General features: G+C 63.4%; 21 protein-coding genes. 14 read left to right on the plus strand and 7 right to left on the minus strand.

Features of this window, described 5'->3' with window-relative positions; all coding sequences use genetic code 11:
- Nucleotides 1–27: 27 nt before the first annotated feature.
- Nucleotides 28–735: a ubiquinone/menaquinone biosynthesis methyltransferase gene (locus ACFMO3_RS04255; protein ID WP_376789195.1), complete on the minus strand. Its 708-nt coding sequence runs from the start codon at nt 733–735 to the stop codon at nt 28–30.
- A gap of 137 nt (nt 736–872) precedes the next feature.
- Here ACFMO3_RS04255 and ACFMO3_RS04260 point away from each other — a divergent pair, with 137 nt between their 5' ends.
- From ACFMO3_RS04260 to ruvA, 7 genes are all read left to right on the plus strand, one after another.
- Nucleotides 873–1,727, plus strand: coding sequence for an alpha/beta hydrolase (locus ACFMO3_RS04260; RefSeq protein ID WP_376789196.1), 855 nt, complete (start codon nt 873–875; stop codon nt 1,725–1,727).
- Nucleotides 1,728–1,737: 10 nt separating this feature from the next.
- Entirely contained in the window at nt 1,738–2,349 is a 612-nt protein-coding gene (locus tag ACFMO3_RS04265) for a metallophosphoesterase family protein (RefSeq protein ID WP_376789197.1), read from the plus strand.
- A gap of 85 nt (nt 2,350–2,434) precedes the next feature.
- The gene (locus ACFMO3_RS04270) at nt 2,435–3,664 is read left to right on the plus strand and encodes a S8 family peptidase (protein WP_376789198.1); all 1,230 of its coding nucleotides are present in this window, start codon (nt 2,435–2,437) and stop codon (nt 3,662–3,664) included.
- A gap of 255 nt (nt 3,665–3,919) precedes the next feature.
- Nucleotides 3,920–4,681, plus strand: coding sequence for a YebC/PmpR family DNA-binding transcriptional regulator (locus tag ACFMO3_RS04275; protein WP_376789199.1), 762 nt, complete (start codon nt 3,920–3,922; stop codon nt 4,679–4,681).
- On the plus strand, nt 4,681–5,166 hold the full coding sequence (gene ruvC / locus ACFMO3_RS04280) for a crossover junction endodeoxyribonuclease RuvC (RefSeq protein WP_376789200.1): 486 nt from the start codon (nt 4,681–4,683) through the stop codon (nt 5,164–5,166). Before ACFMO3_RS04275 ends, ruvC begins: the two co-directional genes overlap by 1 nt.
- Nucleotides 5,167–5,237: 71 nt before the next feature.
- Nucleotides 5,238–5,558: a hypothetical protein gene (locus ACFMO3_RS04285; protein WP_376789201.1), complete on the plus strand. Its 321-nt coding sequence runs from the start codon at nt 5,238–5,240 to the stop codon at nt 5,556–5,558.
- A 46-nt stretch (nt 5,559–5,604) separates the two neighbouring features.
- The gene (gene ruvA / locus ACFMO3_RS04290; protein WP_376789202.1) at nt 5,605–6,198 is read left to right on the plus strand and encodes a Holliday junction branch migration protein RuvA; all 594 of its coding nucleotides are present in this window, start codon (nt 5,605–5,607) and stop codon (nt 6,196–6,198) included.
- A 77-nt stretch (nt 6,199–6,275) separates the two neighbouring features.
- Here the strand turns inward: ruvA and phnE (ACFMO3_RS04295) are convergent, their stop codons facing one another.
- The 4 genes from phnE (ACFMO3_RS04295) to ACFMO3_RS04310 all read right to left on the minus strand — a co-directional run bounded on the left by phnE (ACFMO3_RS04295) (nt 6,276) and on the right by ACFMO3_RS04310 (nt 10,694).
- Nucleotides 6,276–7,424 (minus strand): phosphonate ABC transporter, permease protein PhnE, encoded by a 1,149-nt coding sequence (gene phnE / locus ACFMO3_RS04295; RefSeq protein ID WP_376789203.1) that lies wholly within the window; start codon nt 7,422–7,424, stop codon nt 6,276–6,278.
- 110 nt (nt 7,425–7,534) lie between these two features.
- Nucleotides 7,535–8,905, minus strand: a complete 1,371-nt coding sequence (gene phnE / locus ACFMO3_RS04300; RefSeq protein ID WP_376789204.1) for a phosphonate ABC transporter, permease protein PhnE — start codon at nt 8,903–8,905, stop codon at nt 7,535–7,537.
- Nucleotides 8,895–9,653, minus strand: coding sequence for a phosphonate ABC transporter ATP-binding protein (phnC, locus tag ACFMO3_RS04305; RefSeq protein WP_376789205.1), 759 nt, complete (start codon nt 9,651–9,653; stop codon nt 8,895–8,897). Before phnC ends, phnE (ACFMO3_RS04300) begins: the two co-directional genes overlap by 11 nt.
- A gap of 132 nt (nt 9,654–9,785) precedes the next feature.
- Nucleotides 9,786–10,694 carry a phosphate/phosphite/phosphonate ABC transporter substrate-binding protein gene (locus tag ACFMO3_RS04310; protein WP_376789206.1) on the minus strand — a complete coding sequence of 303 codons (909 nt, stop codon included), beginning with the start codon at nt 10,692–10,694 and terminating at the stop codon, nt 9,786–9,788.
- A gap of 322 nt (nt 10,695–11,016) precedes the next feature.
- Between ACFMO3_RS04310 and ACFMO3_RS04315 the strand changes: the two genes are divergently transcribed.
- The 7 genes from ACFMO3_RS04315 to ACFMO3_RS04345 all read left to right on the plus strand — a co-directional run bounded on the left by ACFMO3_RS04315 (nt 11,017) and on the right by ACFMO3_RS04345 (nt 17,103).
- The gene (locus ACFMO3_RS04315) at nt 11,017–11,676 is read left to right on the plus strand and encodes a phosphoribosyltransferase (protein WP_376789207.1); all 660 of its coding nucleotides are present in this window, start codon (nt 11,017–11,019) and stop codon (nt 11,674–11,676) included.
- Nucleotides 11,677–12,339, plus strand: coding sequence for an NUDIX hydrolase (locus tag ACFMO3_RS04320; RefSeq protein WP_376789208.1), 663 nt, complete (start codon nt 11,677–11,679; stop codon nt 12,337–12,339).
- A gap of 245 nt (nt 12,340–12,584) precedes the next feature.
- Nucleotides 12,585–13,967 (plus strand): putative aminohydrolase SsnA, encoded by a 1,383-nt coding sequence (gene ssnA, locus ACFMO3_RS04325; RefSeq protein ID WP_376789209.1) that lies wholly within the window; start codon nt 12,585–12,587, stop codon nt 13,965–13,967.
- A 71-nt stretch (nt 13,968–14,038) separates the two neighbouring features.
- Complete coding sequence (gene thrB / locus ACFMO3_RS04330; RefSeq protein ID WP_376789210.1) at nt 14,039–14,944, plus strand: homoserine kinase; 906 nt, start codon at nt 14,039–14,041, stop codon at nt 14,942–14,944.
- Between the two features lie 97 nt (nt 14,945–15,041).
- Entirely contained in the window at nt 15,042–15,581 is a 540-nt protein-coding gene (locus ACFMO3_RS04335) for a hypothetical protein (protein ID WP_376789211.1), read from the plus strand.
- A gap of 76 nt (nt 15,582–15,657) precedes the next feature.
- Nucleotides 15,658–16,203: a metal-dependent hydrolase gene (locus ACFMO3_RS04340; protein WP_376789212.1), complete on the plus strand. Its 546-nt coding sequence runs from the start codon at nt 15,658–15,660 to the stop codon at nt 16,201–16,203.
- Between the two features lie 15 nt (nt 16,204–16,218).
- On the plus strand, nt 16,219–17,103 hold the full coding sequence (locus ACFMO3_RS04345) for a class I SAM-dependent methyltransferase (protein ID WP_376789213.1): 885 nt from the start codon (nt 16,219–16,221) through the stop codon (nt 17,101–17,103).
- 119 nt (nt 17,104–17,222) lie between these two features.
- Here the strand turns inward: ACFMO3_RS04345 and ACFMO3_RS04350 are convergent, their stop codons facing one another.
- Both ACFMO3_RS04350 and ACFMO3_RS04355 read right to left on the minus strand, forming a co-directional pair.
- The gene (locus tag ACFMO3_RS04350; RefSeq protein ID WP_376789214.1) at nt 17,223–19,460 is read right to left on the minus strand and encodes a ComEC/Rec2 family competence protein; all 2,238 of its coding nucleotides are present in this window, start codon (nt 19,458–19,460) and stop codon (nt 17,223–17,225) included.
- A gap of 128 nt (nt 19,461–19,588) precedes the next feature.
- Nucleotides 19,589–21,652 (minus strand): LVIVD repeat-containing protein, encoded by a 2,064-nt coding sequence (locus tag ACFMO3_RS04355; protein ID WP_376789215.1) that lies wholly within the window; start codon nt 21,650–21,652, stop codon nt 19,589–19,591.
- Nucleotides 21,653–21,926 lie beyond the last annotated feature (274 nt).

The raw sequence follows: 21,926 nt of genomic DNA on the forward strand, positions 1-21,926 counted from the left end.
AATGGGGGGATGTTCCTGACTTCTCCTTCAGCGCTTCAATGGCTTCATGCCAACTAACAGGGCTACCGTTCCCAGCATGAACGTGCGGGCTTCAAGCAGGATCAATCCGGCCTGGGTCATAGCGTGGGCCAGTTCCTCCAGCGTAAAAAAGGCCTCCACGGATTGCGGCAAATACGTATAGGCGGCCCGATCGCCGGCCACGATCGCTCCCAGCCATGGAACCACGCGATGAAAATAAAAGCGATAGAAGGGCGTCCACCATCGGCGAGGTGGGCGGATCGCCTCCAGGCAGGCCACGCGACCGCCCGGGCGGACGACACGGGCTTGTTCCCGGATAGCGAGATCCAGGTTTGCGACGTTGCGCATTACAAAGCCGGAGAACACGGCGTCGAACTGTTCGTCCGGAAAGGGCAGGCGCAGAGCATCCCCGCCGACCCACTGGATGCGCTCACGACCAGGCTTCATGCGTCCGCGAAGCATCATCGGGAGGGTGAAGTCGCAGCCCACCACCAGTGCCCCCGGGCGCTGTCGCAGCGCTTCCGCCGCCAGATCGCCGGTTCCGGCCCCGACATCCAGGGCGCGGGCATCCGGCGGCAGCGCGCAGGCCCGGATGGCCTGTCGACGCCAGCGGAGATCCAGGCCGCCGGTCATCAGGCGGTTCATCAGATCATAGCGATGGGCGATGCGGGCGAACATCGCCCGAATCTGTTCCGGTTTCCGGGGGGTTGCGATCATGGGATCGCTCGAGAAAAGCAGATTGGAGCCGGGCCTGTACCATTCAGGCGGGGGTTGAGGCGGGGCGCTTTCGACGCCCCGCCTGGCCTCGTGATCCGGCTCTGCCCTGGCTTATTTTACATAGGGAGAGAATGCCGATGACCTTGGGGAATCGCAGGGATGCTGCTCTGCTTCCGGAAGCGAACATCCTGGCCCGCTGGGGACCCCGCCCGGGGGAAGGGCCGCTGCGTCCGGGCGGTGAGCCGTTCTTCTTTCCCGGCGGATCCGTCGGCGTATTGCTGATCCACGGGTTCACGGGCGCCCCTCAGGAGATGCGGCGGCTCGGGGCTTTCCTGGCCGATCGCGGACGGACGGCGCTGGGGATCCGGTTGCCTGGCCATGGGACGCGGCCGGAGGATCTGCGCGGGGTGACCTGGCGGGATTGGGCGGAGGCGGTGGCCATAGGCGTGAAGATCTTGCGGGAGCAATGCGAGCATGTGTTCCTGTGCGGCCTCTCGCTGGGTGGCGTCCTCGCTCTCTATGAGGCGGCCCACCAACCTCCGGATGGCCTGATCGTTATGGCCTCCCCTTACCGGATCCGGGATATTCGCCTTCGTTTTCTCTGGCTGTTGAAATGGCTGATCCCCCATGTCGGGAAGCGATCATCGGATCTCCGCGATCCCGAGGCGCATGCGGAGCGGGTTTCATACGCGTGGTATCCGATGACAGCGGTGGGAGAGGTGGTTCGGACCGTTCGAGCGGCGGCCGCTTGCCTCCATCAGGTGCAATGTCCAGCCCTGCTGATCTACTCCCAATCCGACCGCACGGTCCCTCCAGACCAGGGATGGGCGGTTTATCACCGGTTGGGAAGCCGCGATAAGACGATCCACTGGCTGGTTCGCAGCGGCCATGTCATTCCTGAGGATATCGAGCGGGAGGAGGCTTTCGAGCAAATCGAGCGCTTTATTCAGCGCGTGGTGAAGCAGAAGGCGCGCGGGGTCGCGGAGCGCTGAGGGGAGCGTTATGCGGACCATGACCATAGGCCTGATTGCAGACACTCACGTTCCCCAGCGGCTGGAGCGTCTTCCTCCCCAAGTGATCGAGGTGTTTCGGGGTGTTGCCCTGATCCTACACGCAGGGGATCTGAATCGCTGGCCGGTGCTGGATGAGCTGGCTCGCCTGGCTCCGGTGGTGGCGGTCAGGGGGAACGCCGATCTGGGGCTCCGCCTGCCGTGGCGGGAGGTCGTAGAGATCAATGGGGTCCGGATCGGGCTGGTGCATGGCCACGGCGGATGGCCCGTCTACCTGAAGAATAAAATCCGGGAAATGGCCCTCGGCTTCGAGCCGTTGCGGTATCTTCGGTACGCGCGTTTCGCTTTCCGGGATCCAGTGCATGTGATTGTCTCTGGGCATACGCACCGACCCCATCTGGTTCGCGTGAACGGGGTCTGGCTGGTGAACCCGGGCCCGGTGGCCCCGGATTATTATGTCCAGCAGGGGCCAGCGGTGGGTCTGCTCCATGTGAGCCCGACGGATTTGCGGTATGAGCGGATCGATCTCGGCACCGGCGGAACCCGGGGTTGGGTGCTCTCCCTTGACTTCCCGGGAGAGGGGCAGGAAGCGTGGGAAGGGTAGCCTTCCTTTCGATCTAACCCATATCTCTATAGGTGGTTCATGCGATGTAATCATATAGGGAAATCCACTATGATGGAGGAGACCCATGGGGCGGCGATGGCTGATTCTTCTGATGGTCCTGGTCGCGGGCTTAACCGGCTGGGTCCCTCGCACTCCGACCACGCAGGGGCTTCCGCCAGGCAGCTATGTGTCCGATGAGCTTCTGGTGAAGTTCACACCGGGTGCGGATCCGGGGGCGCTGGCGCGGGCCTTTGGTTTCCGCCTTCATCATCAGACCCTCCTGGGCGTCTGGGTGGTGAAGGTTCCTCCTCAAGCCATCGATGCCTTGCTGGCCGCGTTGAGCCGTCACCCTCACGTCGAATATGTAGAGCCCAATGGCATAGCGAGCATCGCGCTGGATCCCAACGATCCTTATGACAACACTACCTGTTATAATTCCTCGAAGTCCGGATGCGTGTCTCAGTGGGCATGGGGGAAGATCCAGGCCTATGCTGCCTGGGATCTCACAACCGGTTCCAGCGCGATCCGCATCGCGGTGGTGGATACAGGGATCGACAATAGCCATCCGGATCTTCCCGCTGTGGTTGCGCAGCGGGATTTCGTGAACAACGACAACAACGCGGAGGATGATAACGGCCACGGCACCCACGTGGCGGGGACCATCGGGGCGTTGACGAACAACGGGATTGGGGTGGCGGGCATGAACTGGCAGGTCAGTCTGCTGGCCGCCAAGGTCCTGGATGCCAGTGGGTCGGGGACCTACGCGCAGGTGGCGGATGGCATCGTGTGGGCCGCGGATAACGGCGCGAAGGTCATCAACCTCAGCCTGGGCGGTTCGATTGGCTCGCTCACCTTACAGAATGCGGTGGATTACGCATGGAATAAGGGGGCGGTGCTGGCCTGCGCCGCCGGCAACAGTGGTTCCAGTGCCAAGACTTACCCGGCGGCTTACACGAACTGTATCGCTGTTGCCGCCACGGATGAGAACGACAACAAAGCCTCGTTCTCCAATTACGGCGCCAAGTGGGTCGATGTCGCCGCACCAGGGGTTCGGATCCTTTCCACCATGCCGGACACGCCTGTCTATTTGACCACGCAGTATGGTTACCGGACGACGTATGATGCCTTGAACGGCACCTCTATGGCAACTCCCCATGTGGCGGGGCTGGCAGGGCTGGTGTGGGCGAGCGGCCGGTGCACTACCAACACCTGTGTCCGCCAGCGGATCGAGACCACCGCCGATCCGATTCCGGGCACCGGGCGCTACTGGTATTGGGGGCGCATCAACGCCTACCGAGCGATCAGCGCCCCTTAGAACGTTTTCCCTGCCTCGTTATAGCTGAAAGGGGATGGCACCTGATCGGGCCGCCATCCCCTTTTTATTTCTGGGGAATATCCTATGGGCCGTTCCTATGATAGAATTGCGATAGCATCGGGTTTCGGGCGAGCGTGCTGACCTCTCATGGGGGGATTCCGACGGCAATCGGGCGGCCGGAGATCGCTTCACCTGTCGCCCGAATGATCGGGCCGGCTTATTACTTGAACCTCATCGGAAGAGGAGGGAATCTCGATGGCCGGACACAGCAAATGGGCGAATATCAAGCATCGCAAGGCGGCCATGGATGCCAAGCGAGGGCAGCTCTTCAGTCGCCTGACCCGGGAGCTGATCGTCGCGGCCCGGGAGGGAGGGCCGGATCCAGAGACGAACCTGCGCCTGCGGCTAGCGATCGAGCGGGCGCGCGCCGCCAATATGCCCAAGGAGAACATCGAACGGGCCATCCGGCGCGGGGCGGGCCTTGAGAAGGGGGCGGAGCAATTCGAAGAATTGCTTTACGAGGGATATGGCCCCCATGGGGTGGCGATTATTGTGCGGGTGCTGACAGACAATCGAAACCGGACAGTGGCCGAGCTCCGCCGGATCTTCTCCCGCCACGGTGGCAGCCTCGCGGAATCCGGCGCGGTGATGTGGAACTTTGAGAAGAAAGGATACATTGCCATTCGACCGGATGGCCAGGACCCGGAGAAGATCTTCGAGCTGGCTATCGAGGCCGGAGCGGAAGACGTGGAGATCAGCGAGGATCTGGTGGAGATCTACACCGCGCCGGAGGACCTCCAGGCGGTCCGCCAGAGCCTGCTGCAGGCCGGCCTGACCATCGACAACGCGGAGCTGACCATGCGACCCAAGACTCGGGTGACCCTCGATGACCACGCGACCATGTCCGTGATGTCGCTGGTGGACGCCCTGGAGGAGCTGGACGACGTGCAGCAGGTTTACTCGAACCTGGAAATCTCGGACGAGCTGATCCGCAAATACGAGGCTCAGGCCGCCTGATGCGGGTGCTGGGGATCGATCCGGGGATCGCCATTACGGGATATGGCCTGATTGAGGACCGGGGGGGGGATCTCGAGGCCCTGGCTTATGGGGATATCCGGACGCCGGCGGGGGATCCCCTTCCTGTGCGTCTCCGGGAGCTTTACGAGGCCCTTCGCTCACTGATTCAGAGTTACCGTCCGGATGTCGCTGCCATCGAGCGCGTTTTTTTCGGTCGCAATGTGACCACTGCTTTCGCGGTCGGCCAGGCGCGCGGCGTGGCGCTGCTGGCGCTGGCCCAGGCGGAGATCCCGGTCTACGAATACACGCCGGCGGATGTGAAACAGGCGCTGGTCGGATATGGGAACGCCCCCAAAACCCAAATTCAGGCTATGGTCCGCATGCTCCTGCGTCTGCCTCAGATCCCCAGCCCGGATGATGTGGCGGATGCCCTCGCGGTTGCGATCTGCCATCTGAATCACGCTCGCCTTTCGGCGATCCTTTAACGGTCGCCACCGGAGGCATGGGTGACACAGATCGGATTCGGGAAAACCTCGCCGGAGCAGCATATGGAGGTATGCTGGCCCTGTTTCCCAGCGTGGCGCGGGCGCTGGATGCCCTTCGGCATTCAAATCCGGAGGCATCCCCATGGAGGGCAGCGCTCCACATTGGATCTGTATCGGTGGGAAGGCTGGAAGGCCCGGGGCTGGCCGCAGGGGCGATGTTCGGTAAGGCGGTTGAGGAAGCGATCCGGCTGGCCTATCTGCTTCCGGCGGGCATGGGGCGGATCACCGATCCGGCCTGTGCAGCGCTCCCCACGCCGCCGGCCGCTGAGATCGTGGGGGTTCCCGCGCGGGAGCTTCAAAAATCCGGCGAATGCATCGGCGGTGATCTCTGATCTGAAGAGAGGACCTGCTATGGACTCCAGGAATGGATGAGGCGCGATGCTGGTTCAGGTGCGTGGGATCGTGGAGGCCATTGGGAAGGATTGGATCCGGATGGATCTGAACGGCTGGGTGATCCAGGCCTATGTTCCCCCCAGCGTGTTGGCCCGTGCGCGGATTGGGGAGCCCATCACGCTGCATACGGCCGTGGTGATCCGTCTGGAAGGCCATGGGCTAGTCTTCACCCTTTATGGGTTCGCCGACGAGGATGAGCGGGAGCTCTTCGAACAGCTGCTCGCCGTGAGCGGTGTGGGCCCGCGTGCTGCTCTTGCGCTGCTGAGCCTTTCCGCTCCTGCCCTGCGGGCAGCCATCGCCCAGGAGCAGGTGGATGTACTCCGTCGGGTGCCTGGCATCGGACCTAAAACCGCGCGGGCGATCATTCTTCATCTGAAAGATCGCATCGGGGTGGGGCCAACACCAGGGGCTCCGATTCCGCGGGCGGAGGATACGGAGATCATTGCGGCGCTCACGGCGCTGGGCTACAGCGTGGTGGAAGCCCAGGCCGCCCTGGCGCATGTGCCGCCGGACCCCAACCTGCCTCTGGAAGAGAAAATCCGCCTTGCTCTGAGTTATTTCGCTCGCCCCGCGCGATAGCGCTTCAGCGTAGACCCTCTTGGGCTACCGGTTAGGGCCGGTAAGAGCCACCGGTAGGAGCCGCTTTCCCGGCGACCTTATCGGATGGCCTCGCGCAACCGTGCGCTGACATAATCCATCGCCGAGACCACCGCAATGATCGCCCACACGGCCGTCCCGGCCTTATGATAATCCGTCTGATCGATCCACAGCTTCAGCTGATAGCCGATCCCTCCGCCGCCCACAAATCCCACAACCGTGGAGATCCGGACATTGATATCCCAGTGATAAATGATGAACGCCAGGAACGGCAAGGTGATTTGAGGGATCACGGCGTAGCGGATGACCTGGAGGGTGTTTGCCCCAGTAGCCGTAATGGCTTCCACCGGCCCCGGGTCGATGGTCTCGATGACTTCGGAGAATAGCTTGCCCAGGTTGACCACGGTGGCTACGGTCAGGGCCAGCACGCCGGCGAAGGGGCCGAAGCCGACCCACGTGGCGAAGATCGCTGCCACTACGAGGGGCTCGATAGAGCGCACCACATTGAAGATCGTGCGGATGAGGTAATAAATAGCGGTCCCCACAGGGCTCCGGGCAGTGAGGTTACGAGCGGCCAGGAAAGAGAGAGGCGTGGCAATCCCTGTGGCTAAGGTAGTGGCCATCAGTGCCAAGAAGATCGTTTGCACCGTGAGCTCCAGCGTGCGGGTCAGCGCCGGGCTGATTTCCCATCGCCCCCCCCAGCGGGCTTCCGCCTGTAGGCGGGCGCCGCCTTCCCGAGCGAGGAGGGGCCGGATCTCCACATCGAGCTCAAAACGGCCGGCGGCATCCGTCCGGGTCCGACCGGCCAGCAATTCGCCGCCCAGCGGCAATTGCGGGCTGGGCGCGAAGACCCATCGCAGCACCAGCTCGCTCCCCGGGCGAAACCCTTCCCCCCGAATCCGGATCCACGTCCCCGTCGAGGCGCATGGTGGGAGGAACAAGCGGGAGCCTTCGCCTACCTCTATGACTTCAGGGGTGTTTCCCGATTCGCATGGGACTTTCACCGGCGCCTCCACACGCTGGATCCCCCGTTCAGGAACCAGGATCTCCGGCGTGAGGAAGGCGGTGAAGATCTCCTGAGCGCGCTGGGCGGCTTGGGGCTCCACCAGTTTCCTCAGGTCAATGCCCACCACGCGCCAGGATCCGGCGTAGATGCCGAGGACGAGCAGTGCCCCGATGATTTGAAGCCACCGGCGATGTCGGCGCATCCTGGAAGAGCCTTTCATTATGGGTAGCATTTACACCGTTGGGCTCGCGTTCAGGAAGGCCAAACGGCTCCTCTCCCTTCCCGGAGCCTCTAGGGAAACTCCAGCTGTTTTCATACGATCCGGCGCCGCACCCGGGCGCTGACGTAATCCAGCGTCATCACCACCAGGGCGATGCCGATCACCGCCGTCGCGACTTGCCGGTAGGCGCTCAGCCGGATCCACTCGCTTAACCGGAACCCGATCCCTCCGCCGCCAACGAAACCGATGATTGTCGACATGCGGACATTGATGTCCCAGCGATAGACTGCGAAGGAGACGAACTCCGGCACGACCTGGGGAACGACGGCGTAGCGGATGACCTGAAGGCGGTTGGCTCCGGTAGCCGTTAACGCCTCCATCGGTCCCGGATCGATATGCTCGATGACCTCGGAGAAGAGCTTCCCCAGCGCAGCGATCGAGTGCACCATTAAAGCGAGCATCCCAGCGAAGGATCCCAGCCCCACCCACACCACGAACACGATTCCGAAGATCAGGGGCTCCACGGAGCGGATGATATTAAAAAAACCACGCATCGCATAGTAGATCGCTCGAGCGGGCAGGGAGCCGCTCATCAGATTCCGGGCGGCCAGAAAGGAGAGAGGGGCAGCGATCAGCACGGCAAAGGTGGTGGCCAGCAGCGCGATGGCCACTGTCTCTCCCATCTTTTCCACAACCTCCAGCAATGCCTCGCTGGGGCGGGGTCCTCCGATCACCTGCACGACGTGGAGTTCCAGGAAGTGGGTCTGGGATTGGCCGGGAGGCGGCTCGAACCCCAGCGGAACCGCCCGGGGGGCAGTGAAAGCCGTGCGGAATCGACCGGAGGCATCTGCCTGCAGGGAAAGCGGACGGCCCTCCCAGAGGATCTGCTGGCGCTCCCCGATGGGATTCACCCACCAAAGCTCCAGGGCGGGGCCTGTCGGGAATCCTTCTCCCTGAAGGGTGAGAAGATCCCCCGCTTGGGCGCAGTCTGCGGAGAGCCATAAATGGGCCTCCCTCCGTATTTCCCTGGGGGAGGGCGGGCGCGTGCAAGGGACTTCCACGGGGATCCGATATACCTGCCGTTCCGTGGGGTAGGTCAAGAGATCGGGCTGTGTGAGGGCGATCAGATATGGCCGCATTTTATCGAAGCGCTCGAAGGGAGCCAGGGGGTGGATCTCTGTAACCTCCCAGCCCACCCCGTAAATTGCGGCGAGGGCGACCAGCGTGGCCGGCCACAGACGGGATCGGCGGCCTTTCCATCGGCGCCAGGCATCGTAGCCAGTGCCCATCCACCACAATCCGGCCGAGATCCATAGCCAGGGATGGCCCCGCCACAGGGCGAGGCCGACCAGCGTCAGGGAAACTCCTAGCCAGATCCCGGCCAGGGTGCGCAGCCCCATGGCGGAATAGGCCAGACCGGGAAGGATCAGGTAACCTCGGGGGGGCTGGCGCTCAGCTGCCAATGCGCTCCGCCTCCTGTCCGTAGATTTCCTTAAAGCGACGGTCATCGATCTCATCCGGACGCCCATCGAATACCTTAATGCCGTCCTTCAAACCGATCACCCGGGTTGCATAGCGATGGACGAGATCCAGGAAGTGGAGGCTACAGAGCACGGTGACGCCGTCCTTGCGGTTAAGCTCCTCGATATAGCGGAGGATGGAGTGGGCGAGGACCGGATCCAGGCTGGCGACCGGTTCATCGGCCAGCAGGAGACGGGGCTCCTGCATCAGCGCCCGGGCGATGCCCACCCGTTGTTGCTGCCCGCCGGAGAGCTCATCCGCCCGCTTATCCGCCAGATCCGCCAGCCCGACGCGTTCCAGAGCTCGCATCGCCCGTTGCACTTCCGAAGGGGGGAAATAGCCCAGGAGGCTGAGCCAGGGGTTCACATACCCCAGACGGCCGGTGAGGACATTGGTGAGGACGGTGGCGCGCTTGACCAGATTGAACTGCTGAAAGATCATTCCGATCTGACGACGGATTTTTCGGAGCTCTCGGGGTGAAGCCGCGGTGATGTCGACCCCGTTCCAGATCACCCGTCCGGAGGTCGGCTCGATCAGGCGGTTGATACAGCGCAGAAGGGTGCTTTTTCCCGCCCCGCTGAGCCCGATGATGGCCACAAATTCTCCGTCCTCAACGGTGAAACTGACCTCGTGCAGCGCCCGCGTCCCATCCGGATAGATCTTGGTGAGGCGATCCACGATCAACGGCATGGAGGATTATCCTCATGAACAGGATGTGCGCAGCTGGGCGGAGGGAGAAAAAGATCCCGGAATTCCCGGGAGGGAGTCCGCTGGGCAATCCTCGACCGGGGGGTGGAGGCATGGCCCCCACCCCGATACCCTTCATTTCGCCGGTTTCACCAGATCTTCCAGCTTATATCCGGAGGCGCTCAGCTGGGCTCGGAATTCATCATAGAAGGAATCATCGACCGCCTGCAGACCCTCGATCTGATAGACGGTCTGCAACGCCTTCTTGCCTTCCTCGGACTGGGCGATCTCCAGCAACGCCTGGCGGATCTTCGCTTTCAAATCCGAAGGGAGATCTTTCACCACGCTGACGTTATCATTGGGGATTTTCGCTGTGGTTGCCAGGACGACCACCTTCTGTTTCACATCCGGGAGGTCTTTCTCCACTGTGCTCCGGGCATCCACATAAGTGGCCCCGGCATCGCAGTCGCCGTTGTAAACCGCCTTCACCACATTGGGGTGGGAGCCCGCGTTCACTGTCTTGGCGAAATCCTTATCCGGGTCCACCCCGTTCGCCTTCAGCAGGATACGGGGCATCAGGTAACCGGAAGTGGAGAGGGGGTCGACCCAGCACATGGTCTTGCCCTTAAGATCGGCGATGCTCTGGATGCCGGAGTTCGCGCGCACGATGATCTGGCCTGTGTAGTAGGTCTGCTCGAAGCGCACGGTGGCCAGGATCACCTCCACGCCGTATTTCTCATGGGCCAGGAGGTAGCTGAGGGTGTTGAGCCAGCCGATCTGGGCCTGGCCGGCCCCCATCGCTTCCACCGCGGCAGCGTAACTGCTGGCCAGTTTCAGGGTCACTTTCATGTTCAGTTTCTGTCCCAGCAGCTGAGCGAGCTGCTCCCCACCCCGCTTGATTTCTTCGGACTCTCCGGAGGGCACAAAGACCATGACCAAGGGGTTCTGTTCGCTTCCCAATGGGGGCTTTGGGGGCGCGCAGGCTCCCAGCGCCAGGCTGAAGACGATCGTCCCGATCACGAGGAACAAACCAGCGCGTTTCATGGGGAGCCTCCTCTTGAGCTTGAAGTTCCATGAACTTTCACACCCATTTTAGGGGGATCCTGAGGTGGTATCAAGTGTTCTGGCGGATCCAGGCCGGGCTTTTCGGTGCCCTCTGGTCTTCCCCTGTTCGGCGTGGAGGGGGGAGCGAGGATGGCCCTCCTTTCGCTGCACTTTGATGACTTCTCCCTGTTCGGAAAGCCCGTGGTGCCCCTCCCGCAGTTTCAGCAAAACCATGAGGGCACCCCTGGTGGCTGAGCGCCCATTTGCGTTAAGATGGTTTCTAAAGGGATGGCGGTGATCTGGAAAAGAGATGGAGGCCTGGATGCGATTCCGAGATCGGAAAGATGCGGGACAGCGGCTGGCGGAGGCGCTGCGAGATCTGGAGCCGGAGGCTCGAGCGGGTCAGGTGGTGGTGATGGGGATCCCCCGGGGGGGCGTGGTGGTGGCCTATGAGGTGGCCCGCGCCCTTCAGGCGCCCCTGGATGTGGTTCTCTCCCATAAGCTGGGCGCCCCTGGGAACCCGGAGCTGGCCATTGGCGCCGTGGCGGAAGATGGAACCCTCTGGGTGGATCCTCGGGCGATCGCGGAGCTGGAGGTCTCGCCGGCTTACATGGAGGAAGAAGTCCGCCGTCAACAGGAGGAGCTCCGGCGGCGGTCTGCCCTCTTTCGTGGCGCCCGGCCGCCGATCCCGGTGGAGGGTCGGACGGTGGTGGTGGTCGATGATGGGATTGCGACGGGAGCGACGATGCGAGTCAGCCTGCGCTCTCTGCGGAACCGAGGGGCCAGGCGTCTGATAGTGGCCGCTCCGGTGGCCCCGCCGGAGATACTCCCGCGGGTGGAGACCGAGGCGGACGCGGTGGTTGTGCTTTACACGCCGGCGCTGTTCTGGGCCGTCGGTGCTTTCTATGAACAATTCGACCAGGTGCCGGATGAAGAGGTGGTGGCTCTCCTGGAAGAAGCGATTGCCTGGGGACGGAAATAGATGGCGGAACGCACGAAACCCTCTCTCCAAGAACTCATTCAAAAGCTTCGGGAGCGGCTGGCCCGGCCGCTTCCTGGCGCTCCTGCCCAGTGGGAGATGGCCCCTCCGTATCGACGGGCATGGACGGAGCGTCTGAGTGAGGAGCTATCACGGGCCCGCGCGGCTGCGGTGCTGATCCTGCTCTACCCGAATGGTCCGGATCTGGCCTTCCCGCTTACCCGGCGGACCTTCCATGTGGCTTATCACAAGGGCCAGATTTCCCTCCCCGGGGGAGCATGTGAGCCGGGAGAATCTCCGGCGGAGGCTGCCCTTCGAGAGACCGAGGAGGAGCTGGGCCCCCTAGACGATCCGGTGGAGCTTCTGGGTTCCCTCACACCCCTTTTTGTCCCCCCCAGCGGCTTCATGGTGCATCCGGTGATCGGCTGTCTCCCCAGGCGCCCCATATTTCGTCCCGCTCCGATCGAGGTAGCCGAAGTGCTGGAGGCTACCCTCTCCTGGCTCCTGGATCCCCGTCATCAGGGGGAGGAGGAGCGGGAAGTCGATGGGGTGCGCTGGCGGATCCCGGTATTTCGTCTGGGGGATCACACGATCTGGGGGGCCACCGCGATGATCCTGGCCGAATTCCGGGCCATCGTGCGGGAAGTACTGGCTTCCCCAACGTGAGGAACAGGATATCCGCCACCGGGCTCCTCTTCCAACAGGAAGAGGCCGGCTGCATCATGCCTGGGAGGTTTCCACGTCTAAAGCGTCCATGAGAAAATCAATCAGCTGCATCGGAATCCAGCCATGAGGAACAGGGAAAATCATCCGGGTGCTGGGGCCGTTTTTGGCGATCTTTCATTTCCTGCGGAGATCCAACCGGAAGAACGGCGCATCGCACGACTGCTGCTTCTAGGAGGAGGGATCCCATGACCTGGCTTATCATCCATGGGACCGTTTGTACCATGGAAGATCCGCCCCGGGTGATCGAGGACGGGGCAGTGGCGATCGAGGGAGATCGTGTGGGGATGATCGGGACTACGGCGGAGGTGCGAGCGCGCTATCCGGATGCGGAGGCCATGGATGCCCGCGGGCAGTTGATCCTTCCAGGGAGCCTGTGTGCCCACACGCATTTCTATGGGGCCTTTGCACGAGGGATGCCTCTCTATGATGAGCCCCCATCGAATTTCCCTCAGATCCTCCGCCGGCTCTGGTGGCGTCTGGATCGAGCCCTGGATGAGAAGGCAGTCCGCCTTTCCGCCATGGTTTGTCTGATCGATGCGATCCGTCACGGCACCACCACACTGATCGATCATCATGCCAGCCCTTCCTGCATCGATGGCTCTCTGGACATCATCGCGGAGGCGGTGATAGAGGCCGGCCTACGGGTTTGCCTCTGCTATGAGGTGTCCGATCGCAACGGCCCGGAAGGGGCGAGAGCGGGGATCCGGGAGAACGTCCGTTTCCTCCGGCGGGTTCGAGAATGGCGGGCCAGCGGGGATCCTCGGGGTGCCTTCCTGGCGGCCTCCTTCGGACTTCACGCCGCCTTCACCATCGGTCCCGAGACCATGGAGCAGGCGGTTGCGGAAGCTCGGGCACTGGGGACGGGTTTCCATATTCATGTGGCCGAGGATGCGGTGGATGAGGGGCACAGCCTGACGGTCTACGGGGTGCGAACAGTGGAACGGCTGGCCCGCGATGGGGTGCTGGGCCCGCAGACGCTATGTGCGCACTGCGTGCATGTCGACGCCTCGGAGATTGATCTGTTGGCTCGCACGGAGAGCAAAGTCAGCCATCAGCCCCGTTCGAACATGAACAACGCGGTCGGGGTGGCGCCGGTGGGAGCGATGCGGAAGGCGGGCGTGACGGTCGGATTGGGGAACGATGGGTTCTCCAACAATATGTTTGCGGAGATGAAGACCGCTTACCTGGTCCATAAAGTTCACGCCCGCGACCCCCGGGCCATGGGAGCAGAGGAAGTGGTGGCCATGGCATACCGGGAGAACGCCCGCATCGCCTCCCTTTTCTGGCCTCATCCCGTAGGGATTCTGGCGCCGGGCGCCTATGCAGATATCATCCTTCTGGACTACCGGCCTTACACGCCTTTCACAAAGGAGAATCTGCCCTGGCATCTGATCTTCGGCGTGGATGGCTCCCATGTGACCACGACCATTTGCGGAGGGCGGATTCTGATGAAAGATCGGCAGTTGCTGACGCTCGACGAGGAACGGATCGCCGCGGAGGCCCGCGCCCATGCGCCCCGGATCTGGGAGCGCTTTCGGGAGATTGTGGAGTCGGAGCGAAGCCTCTGAAGGCTCAGGAACAGGGGAATCGAGGAAGCAGGTTTCTCTGGATCATCAACCTGTAGAGGTGGAAGGATCCAATGCGGATTCGGGTGCGTGTTCCAGCGACCACCGCGAACCTGGGCCCGGGTTTTGATGGGATGGGGCTGGCGCTGGGTCTCTATAACGAGATCGAAGCCGAGCCGGCCTCCGCCCTGGAGGTCATTGTGGAAGGGGAGGGCGCGGATCTCCTTCCCCGTGATGGGGCCAATCGGGTGGTGCGCGCGGCGGCGGCGCTGTTCGAGCGGATGGGATCCGCGCTTCCGCCGATGCGTCTGCGTTGCCGCAACCGGATCCCCCTCATGTCCGGCCTCGGATCCAGCGCGGCGGCCGTAGTCGGGGGGCTGGCCCTGGCTCAGGCCTGGATGGGACGGCTGGATCCGCCGGAGGTCCTGCTGGAGATAGCGACCGTGCTGGAGGGTCACCCGGATAACGTGGCGCCGGCGCTGTTGGGAGGGCTGGCGCTGGTTGCGCGGGATGAGGATGGGCTGATCGCGGCCCGCGTTCCCATCCCCCCCATGCGGGTGGCGCTGGCTCTCCCGGGCGTTACCGTATCCACCGAGATGGCTCGCCGCCTGCTTCCCGCTCACGTGTCTTTAGCCGATGTGGTCTTCCAGATCGGCCATGTGGCGCTCCTGGTCCACGCCTTTCGGGAGGGCGATTGGGGGTTGCTGGGCCGAGCGATGCGGGATCGGCTGCATGAGCCCTACCGGGCGCAGCTGATCCCAGGTTATGAGCGGGCGGTGGCGGCCGCGCGGGCCGCGGGAGCGGCGGCGGTATGCATCAGCGGGTCGGGCCCAGCCCTCGCCGCGTTCGCTCCGGAGGGCCATGAGGCGATCGCCGCGGCGATGGCGGCTGCGTTTGCAGAGGCCGGCATCCCGGCGCGCACCTGGGTGGTGGAAGTCGATGGGGATGGGGTTCAGGTGGAGGTCGAGCCGGGGGAATAGCGGATCGAACCCTGCTTTACAGCACGGGGAAGGGGAGGGTGGGGTCGGGCGCTGAGAGTTTTCATATACCCCATCAGCTCAATCGGAGGGAAAAGCGATGGGATTTCTCAGACGGCTGTGGGGAGCGTTCAAGAACATCGCCATTCTGTTCTCCTTCACCGTAAACCTGATTCTGGTCATCGTGTTGGCTCTGCTCTACTTGCAGCTGTCCTCCCTGAAGTCCACGGTGAACCAAACGGTGGGGCGTCTGGAGGAGATCGCGCAGGATCTTGGAAGCACCCACATCTCCACCACCATCCCCATCCGGCAATCGGTCCCTGTGGCCTTTGAACTCCCGGTTCAGCAGGATACGGTGGTGGTGACGCTGGCGCCGGTGCCCATCACCACGGTGGCGACGTTCCAGCTGCCCGGGGGCGGGGGCACGATCAACGGGACGGTCTTTATCCATCTGCCTGCAGGCACCCGTCTTCCGGTGCGGTTGAATATGACGGTTCCGGTTCGCACGCAAATCGGGGTGAGCTTCGATCAGCCGGTGGACATCGCCCTGGGCGCTTCAGGGCTGGACCCGGTGGTGGGGAAGCTGCTCCTGCTCCTGAAGGATCTCAAGGCGTTGCTGGACATGATCCCAGGGCCATAGGGGCGGGCGAGGGGTGTGGTGGCCGAGGCGGGGAGCGATAGAAGCTCATATCCTTCATCACTCAGGGTCTAATGGGATGCAGTTGCGCACCCATATTGTCACGGGAGGTGTGATCGGCTTCTGGATCGGCGGACCCCTGGGAGGTGCGCTGGGGGCCTTCTCCGGCGCGATCCCGGATGTGGATCTGGATGTGGGCTCTGTGGCGCGCGGGGCACGGAGGCTGGGGGCGCTGGCCATCGTCGGAGGCGCGCTGGGGGGGTATCTGCTGCGATCTCCATGGATAGCCGGGATCGGCCTGGGAAGTGGTTTCCTGCTGTGGATGTTGATCCGCCTCCCCCATCGGGGGCCCACGCATTCCCTTGCTCTGGCGGTCCTCTGGAGCCTTCTGGGCGCGCTGCTCTGGAAGGAACCCCGGCTGGCCGGGGCATGGGCTGCGGGATATCTCTCCCATCTGTTGCTGGATGCGCTCACGCCCCAGGGGATCCCCTGGCTGTGGCCGCTCTCCACCAGGCGCCTGCGCCTGGCATGCTGGCGGACCGGATCGTTGTGGGATCATGGGATCCTGTTGCTCAGCGGGATCGCCGGGTTGGGGCTCCTGGGCTGGCATCTGCTGAACGGATGATAGGGGGGAAATGGCGTGAAGGTGACGAGCTCCCCTCCGATCTGCGATTATGAAGCGACCGACTACGAGGCCTTCTGGCAGGCGGGCCGCACCTATGAGGACCTGGCGGAGCGGATCGCACTGCGGGCGCTCTTGCCGCCGCGGGGCCATCGGCTGGTGGAGATCGGCGCGGGCTTTGGACGGCTGGCCGATTTATACGGCGGCTACGAAGAGGTGTATCTCCTGGATTACGCGCGGACGCAGGTGGAAGCCGCCCGGCGGCGCTGGGGGCACGACCCGCGGTTCCGCTTCGTGGTGGGCGATCTATACCGCCTGCCTTTCATGCCTGGCTCCTTCGATACCATTGTGATGGTCCGGGTGATTCATCATGTCCAGGATGTGCCCCGCGCCCTCAAGGGGATCCACGAAATCCTGCAGCCGGGAGGCGCGTTCGTTCTGGAGTTTGCCAACAAGCGTCACCTGAAGGCCATCCTCCGTTACGCCCTGGGCGCTCAGTCTTGGTCGCCCTTCTCGCTGGAGCCCGTGGAGTTCGCCCCGCTCCATTTCGATTTCCATCCTGCCTGGATGCGCGCCCGGCTGGAAGAGGCGGGCTTCCGGATCCGGCGGGAACGGGCGGTGTCGCACTTCCGGCATCCGTGGCTGAAGCGCCTGATCCCTGCCCCTTGGCTGGCCCGAATGGACGGCTGGGTGCAGGAGATCGGCGCCCTCTGGAAGCTGACGCCCAGCATCTTCGTTCAGGCGGAGGCAGGATCTGGAGAGCATGTGACCGGGGATGGGTTCTGGCGCTGCCCCCTTTGCCGGCTCCCGGCTCCCGAGGAGGAGGGAGCGGTGGTCTGCCCGGCGGGCCATCGATGGCCCCGGGAAGGTTCGCTTTATGTCATGCGCCCGATGGGAGGATGAGGGTGCCGAGGGCCGCTTATGGAACCTGGGGCACGCCGGTAGGAGCAGGGGCTTTCGTCCCGACAAATGTCGCCGCTAAAGCGGCTCCTTCCCTTCTTTAGTCGGCACAGTCCGGGATCTCATGGGCCTGCCCCTATCCACCAGATCCTTCCATCCGTTGCGGCGGCGATCCACCGGTGGTCCTGGGCGCGCCAGACGTGACGTAACCCGGAGACCGCGCCGGCCGCTCCCCCAGCAGGCGTTCCCCCCACCAGAAGCCCCCAAGCGTTCACCTGCCGGGCCACGGCCAGCCCTCGGCGCTCTTCCCCCATCACAAAAACCAAATCGGCGAAGGTCCCTTCTTCAACCCTGCGGTGGTCGGTGATCAGCGCCCGCTGCCCTCCCATCTCCAGGATCCATCCGCCATCGATCGTGCGCAGGGTTACCCTTCCCATCCCGACCTGTAATCCCGGCGGGATGGGTGTTTCTCCTCCCAGGACATGGCGAACCGGATAACGGCCTTTCAGAGTGTTCACGCTGCGCATTGCTCCCTCCCCCTGGAGGATGACAAGATCCAGGCGACGGTCGAACGGTCCCAGCCAGCGCCCCAACTCCCCAACGGGAGGATCCCCGGAGCCATCCAGCCATAGCACCCGATGCCCCTCCGGGGTCTCCAGAAGGAGGGCATGACCTCCCTCAAAGAGCACCAACCGCGTCCGACCGTCCGGCAAGTAGGTGAACGCGATGCTGGTCAGCGCCCCGATGAGGCCGAGGATGCGCAGAGCCGGTTGATAGGGCTGGAGACGGGCGATCAGATCGGTCCAGGGAACGCCCCAGGCGCGAAGAAGCAGGAACGCCAGCGCGCTTCCATAGAAAAGCAGCATCCCTGCCAGGTAACCGGGGGCGACGCGCACCGTTGCCAGGGGCCATCGGGCGGTCAGATCGGCGATGCGGATCGTCCAGGCGAGAGGCCACCAGACGGCCCAGCCCAGGGGCGCGGCCAGGCGGCCGACCAGCGCCGCGCCAATGGCGGCGGGGATCCCCAAGGCCATCACGAAGGGTTGCATGGGGAGGGTCAGGAGATTGGCGAGAGGAGCGATCAGGGAGAGCTCCCGGAAATGATACAGCATCAGGGGCGCGGTGGCGATCTGGGCTGCCAGGGAGACCAGGAGGGCCTCTCGGAAGATCTCCACCAGCGTCGCGGCCTGGGGATCCCGGAACAAATGGGCGGTTTGAACGTGGGCCCATTGCTCCAGCAGCGGGGCCAGGAAGAGCAATCCCAAGGTCGCGGCGAAGCTTAGCTGGAAGCCGATATCCTCCATTGCCGCTGGATCCCAGAGGGTCATCAGGAAAGCGGAGAGGCTCAGGGCGTTGAGGGCGTCGCTGCTGCGCCCCAACATCCAGGCGATCACGGTGAGGGATCCCATAATCGAGGCGCGCACCACGGAGGCCGAAGCGCCGACGAAAAGGGCATATACGGGGATCAGAACCAGGGTTGCCCAGAGGGCGATCCGTCGACCCAGGAGCCGGGTGAAGATCGTTAAGGAGAGAGCGGTGAGCAGGGTGATGTTATAACCGGAGATCGCGACGATGTGACTGAGGCCGGAGCGGGCGAAGGCCTGTTCGACCTCCCACGGAATGCTGCTTTCATCCCCCAGCAGGATGCCGATGAGCAACCCCGCCTCCGGATCCGGGAGGATCTCCCGCAGGCGTGTCCGGGCATATCCGCGCGCCCGGTAGAGCAGTCCGAGCAGGGGATTTCCCTCGCTGGATCGCAGGCGGGTCCATTCCCGGGCTCGGAAGATGCCCAGGACCCCCTGCCGGGCCAGAACAGCCCGTCGATCGACGCCAGCGCTGACCGGAAGGGGGCCCGCGCGTCCGGTCAAGCGGATCCGATCTCCATACTCCGGGCGGCCCTGAGGGAGATCTACCTGAAGGAGGCCGTCCCCGCCGTCTGGGCGGAAGCGGAAGCGGGATCCCGCGCCGCGTTCAGCCGGGTCATTGACCACGACCCCCTCCAGGGTGAGCTCTGCCCCCTCCTCCACGGCTGTGGCCACCGGCGGGGGGAGGGATGGGATCGGGCGCAGGGTTTCCCGGAGCGCGCCGAGGAGAAGGATCAGAAAAAGAAAGGGGAGACGCCGGCCTCCGGAATCGGGGAAGCGGAGCCCGATGGCTGTCACGGCCGGGAGCATCCAGATCAGGAAAAACAGGGTCCAGCGTGGGAATAGATCCTCGCCGGGCAGGAGGTTCCGGGCGAGGAACAGCCCTATCAGCCACGCCAGAGCGGGCAGGAAGAGTGGCGCGCCGTGAAGATCCGGCATCGCCGGTTGTTGTCCTTCGAAGGATCCATGGGATTCCACGGGCAGTGGGACCTTCAACGCTGAGGTTCGTGGGATATCGCCTCAAGCAAGGGGCGGTGCCTTTGCGTCGATGGGAAATCGGCCTCCAGGTGTTGCGCGCCAGCGATCCACCGGTTTCTTTTGCGAAGAGGTGACCGGGAGTCCGATCAACGATTGCGCAACACCAGGGGCAGGTAAACCGAGCGGTCCAGCTGGTGGATCCGCATAACCATCAGTTCATCCCATTTGGCGATGTAAATGTAGTCGGCTTCCTTCTCGATGTCCTCTGCACAGCCCGGGATCTCATAGGAGCCCGTCACGCGGAGAGAGGATGGATCATGGACGTCCAGGATTTGCAAGGTGCTCCTGTAGGGCTCTAAGGAGCTTAGAGAGCATTTCGCACGGAGCAGATAAACGTAAGCTCCCTCCGCTTCTACGCCCACTGCATGCCAATCCCGGGGCAGGTCATAGATGCCCATCCGCCGCGGGGATTCCGGCTGACTCACGTCGAGGACCTCGAGGCGATCGCCGCCTCCGTCCGTCGGATAAAGGATATAGGCGCGGTTATGATCCACCGCCACATCCCGAATCAGCAGCCCTGCATTGTTGCTTGGGGTGGGCACGGTATACCGCCCAACCAGGCGGGGGCTCGTCGGGTTGCGGACATCGATGATCAGCAGCTGGTTGAAGCTGCGGGCATATGCATAATTCCCGACCACCGTGACCCTCTCCATATCCCCTGAGAGGAAGCCGATCCGTTGGGGACTTGCGAGATTGCTCATATCGTAGATCTCCAGGCCGGTATAGTTGGCCACATAGAGCTGGTTTCCGATGGCATCCACGCCCCAGGCGAGGATAGTGGGCCGGAACACCGTAGGGGCGGCGGGGTTGCGGGCGTCGATGATCTCCAGCCGGCCGCCTATGGCGATATAAACCCGGTTCATAGACGCCGCGATATCCAGAGCCTCAGTATCGAACCCCTGCGTAGATAGATCCTGATAACCTGCCAGCCAAGGTGGGGGTGGATTGGGGGCATTGAAGATCCACAACTTGTTCCCCATGCCGATTCCGTAGAGGTAACTTCCATCCGTCGCGATCCGCGTCGCTGATCCCGGGAAGGCCAGAGTGGTGATCTCCTGAGGGTTTCGCGGATCGTTCCCATCGAACGTTCGCAGGCCGATCCATCGATCTGTGACATAGATATACCGGCCGTTCGCGGCCACATCCGTGGCCTCGCTGGAAGGGGGAAGGAGGGAACTGCCCGCCCAGCGGGGATGACGAGGGTCGCTCACGTCGGCGACCTGCAGGCTCCCTCGGGGGCTTCCCAGCGTCTCCGTAATGCCCACCACATAGGCATAGTTCCCCACCACCGTCATGCGGCTCGCATCCGATAACTCCGTCAGGCTCAGGGAGCCGATCACCTGGGGGGCGGATGGGTCGCGGACATCCATGATCACCAGGCTGGGTGGGACCCCCCAGTCGCTGGCCACCCCATAGGCGTAATTTCCGATTACCATGTCGACTCGATTGGGGGAAGGATTCACGGTACCGATCTTGCGAGGGGATGTGGGAGAGCTTACATCGAAGACCACAGTCTGATGGGTGAAGGTGTCCTCCACATAGGCGTAGCTCCCAGCTAACGCCACGTTTCCGGCGAGGAGCATCTCCTCCTGGTAGCGCCCGAGTTCCCGCGGGGCCGCGGGGTTGCTCACATCCAGGATCCGCAACCCACCGAACCCGAACAACAATCCATCCTGATATGTCACAGTCGCATAGGTCACATACAGATAATTCCCGGCGATAGCGCTCCGGGTCGCGCCTCCCGGCGCGCGGCCGGCGATGCGCGGGCGGCTTGGGTCGCTCACATCCAGGATCCACACCCCATCGCGCGCTGTCACGTAGGCGAGGCCTCCAGCGACTGTCACTCCGTTCACCATGTCGGGCAGACGGACGTAGCCCACCACCTTCGGGCGGCGGGGATCCGCGAGGCTCATGACCAGCAGGTTCCTCCCAACGCCGACATAGGCATAGGAACTGTGGATGGTGAGGACTTGGATGGGCCCACCGATGTAGCCAACGGGTTCTACGATCACTGCCCCCTCCGCCGCAATGGAGAGGGGAATGCTCGGCTGCGAGCTGGAAGCGGCCGGGGAGGCCTCGATGGATCCCCGGGGAAGGCTCGTAACCACCATCAGCCAGGCGATGAGTATCCATCGATGCCGCCGGCTCATGATCTCACCCCTCCGATCACAGCGTGGACCCACAATAGCGTCAGAGCCACCCGCCGCCATGCCTCCCCCACGTCCGCAACCGCGGGATCCGCCATCGGATCTGCTCAGGATGCACCCGCCACACCGTATCATCGCTGGCCCTCCAGAGGACGTGCTTCTCGTCCATTAAGATGATAGCCATCTCTTCGCGGCGCTGGACGCTTCATCCGCTGTGTCTCCGCCCTTATCGGGTCACGGCTCCCTGCCCTTCCCGCACGGCCAGGGGGAGATACAG

Origin of the sequence: Thermoflexus sp., assembly GCF_042408815.1 — a bacterium.
Lineage (GTDB): Bacteria > Chloroflexota > Anaerolineae > Thermoflexales > Thermoflexaceae > Thermoflexus.

What these genes read in the sequence shown, in the direction of transcription:
- ACFMO3_RS04255 (WP_376789195.1), bottom strand. Translation starts at nt 735, where the DNA reads ATGATCGCAACCCCCCGGAAACCGGAACAGATTCGGGCGATGTTCGCC.
- ACFMO3_RS04260 (WP_376789196.1), top strand. Translation starts at nt 873, where the DNA reads ATGACCTTGGGGAATCGCAGGGATGCTGCTCTGCTTCCGGAAGCGAAC.
- ACFMO3_RS04265 (WP_376789197.1), top strand. Translation starts at nt 1,738, where the DNA reads ATGCGGACCATGACCATAGGCCTGATTGCAGACACTCACGTTCCCCAG.
- ACFMO3_RS04270 (WP_376789198.1), top strand. Translation starts at nt 2,435, where the DNA reads ATGGGGCGGCGATGGCTGATTCTTCTGATGGTCCTGGTCGCGGGCTTA.
- ACFMO3_RS04275 (WP_376789199.1), top strand. Translation starts at nt 3,920, where the DNA reads ATGGCCGGACACAGCAAATGGGCGAATATCAAGCATCGCAAGGCGGCC.
- ruvC (WP_376789200.1), top strand. Translation starts at nt 4,681, where the DNA reads ATGCGGGTGCTGGGGATCGATCCGGGGATCGCCATTACGGGATATGGC.
- ACFMO3_RS04285 (WP_376789201.1), top strand. Translation starts at nt 5,238, where the DNA reads ATGCTGGCCCTGTTTCCCAGCGTGGCGCGGGCGCTGGATGCCCTTCGG.
- ruvA (WP_376789202.1), top strand. Translation starts at nt 5,605, where the DNA reads ATGCTGGTTCAGGTGCGTGGGATCGTGGAGGCCATTGGGAAGGATTGG.
- phnE (WP_376789203.1), bottom strand. Translation starts at nt 7,424, where the DNA reads ATGCGCCGACATCGCCGGTGGCTTCAAATCATCGGGGCACTGCTCGTC.
- phnC (WP_376789205.1), bottom strand. Translation starts at nt 9,653, where the DNA reads ATGCCGTTGATCGTGGATCGCCTCACCAAGATCTATCCGGATGGGACG.
- ACFMO3_RS04310 (WP_376789206.1), bottom strand. Translation starts at nt 10,694, where the DNA reads ATGAAACGCGCTGGTTTGTTCCTCGTGATCGGGACGATCGTCTTCAGC.
- ACFMO3_RS04315 (WP_376789207.1), top strand. Translation starts at nt 11,017, where the DNA reads ATGCGATTCCGAGATCGGAAAGATGCGGGACAGCGGCTGGCGGAGGCG.
- ACFMO3_RS04320 (WP_376789208.1), top strand. Translation starts at nt 11,677, where the DNA reads ATGGCGGAACGCACGAAACCCTCTCTCCAAGAACTCATTCAAAAGCTT.
- ssnA (WP_376789209.1), top strand. Translation starts at nt 12,585, where the DNA reads ATGACCTGGCTTATCATCCATGGGACCGTTTGTACCATGGAAGATCCG.
- thrB (WP_376789210.1), top strand. Translation starts at nt 14,039, where the DNA reads ATGCGGATTCGGGTGCGTGTTCCAGCGACCACCGCGAACCTGGGCCCG.
- ACFMO3_RS04335 (WP_376789211.1), top strand. Translation starts at nt 15,042, where the DNA reads ATGGGATTTCTCAGACGGCTGTGGGGAGCGTTCAAGAACATCGCCATT.
- ACFMO3_RS04340 (WP_376789212.1), top strand. Translation starts at nt 15,658, where the DNA reads ATGCAGTTGCGCACCCATATTGTCACGGGAGGTGTGATCGGCTTCTGG.
- ACFMO3_RS04355 (WP_376789215.1), bottom strand. Translation starts at nt 21,652, where the DNA reads ATGAGCCGGCGGCATCGATGGATACTCATCGCCTGGCTGATGGTGGTT.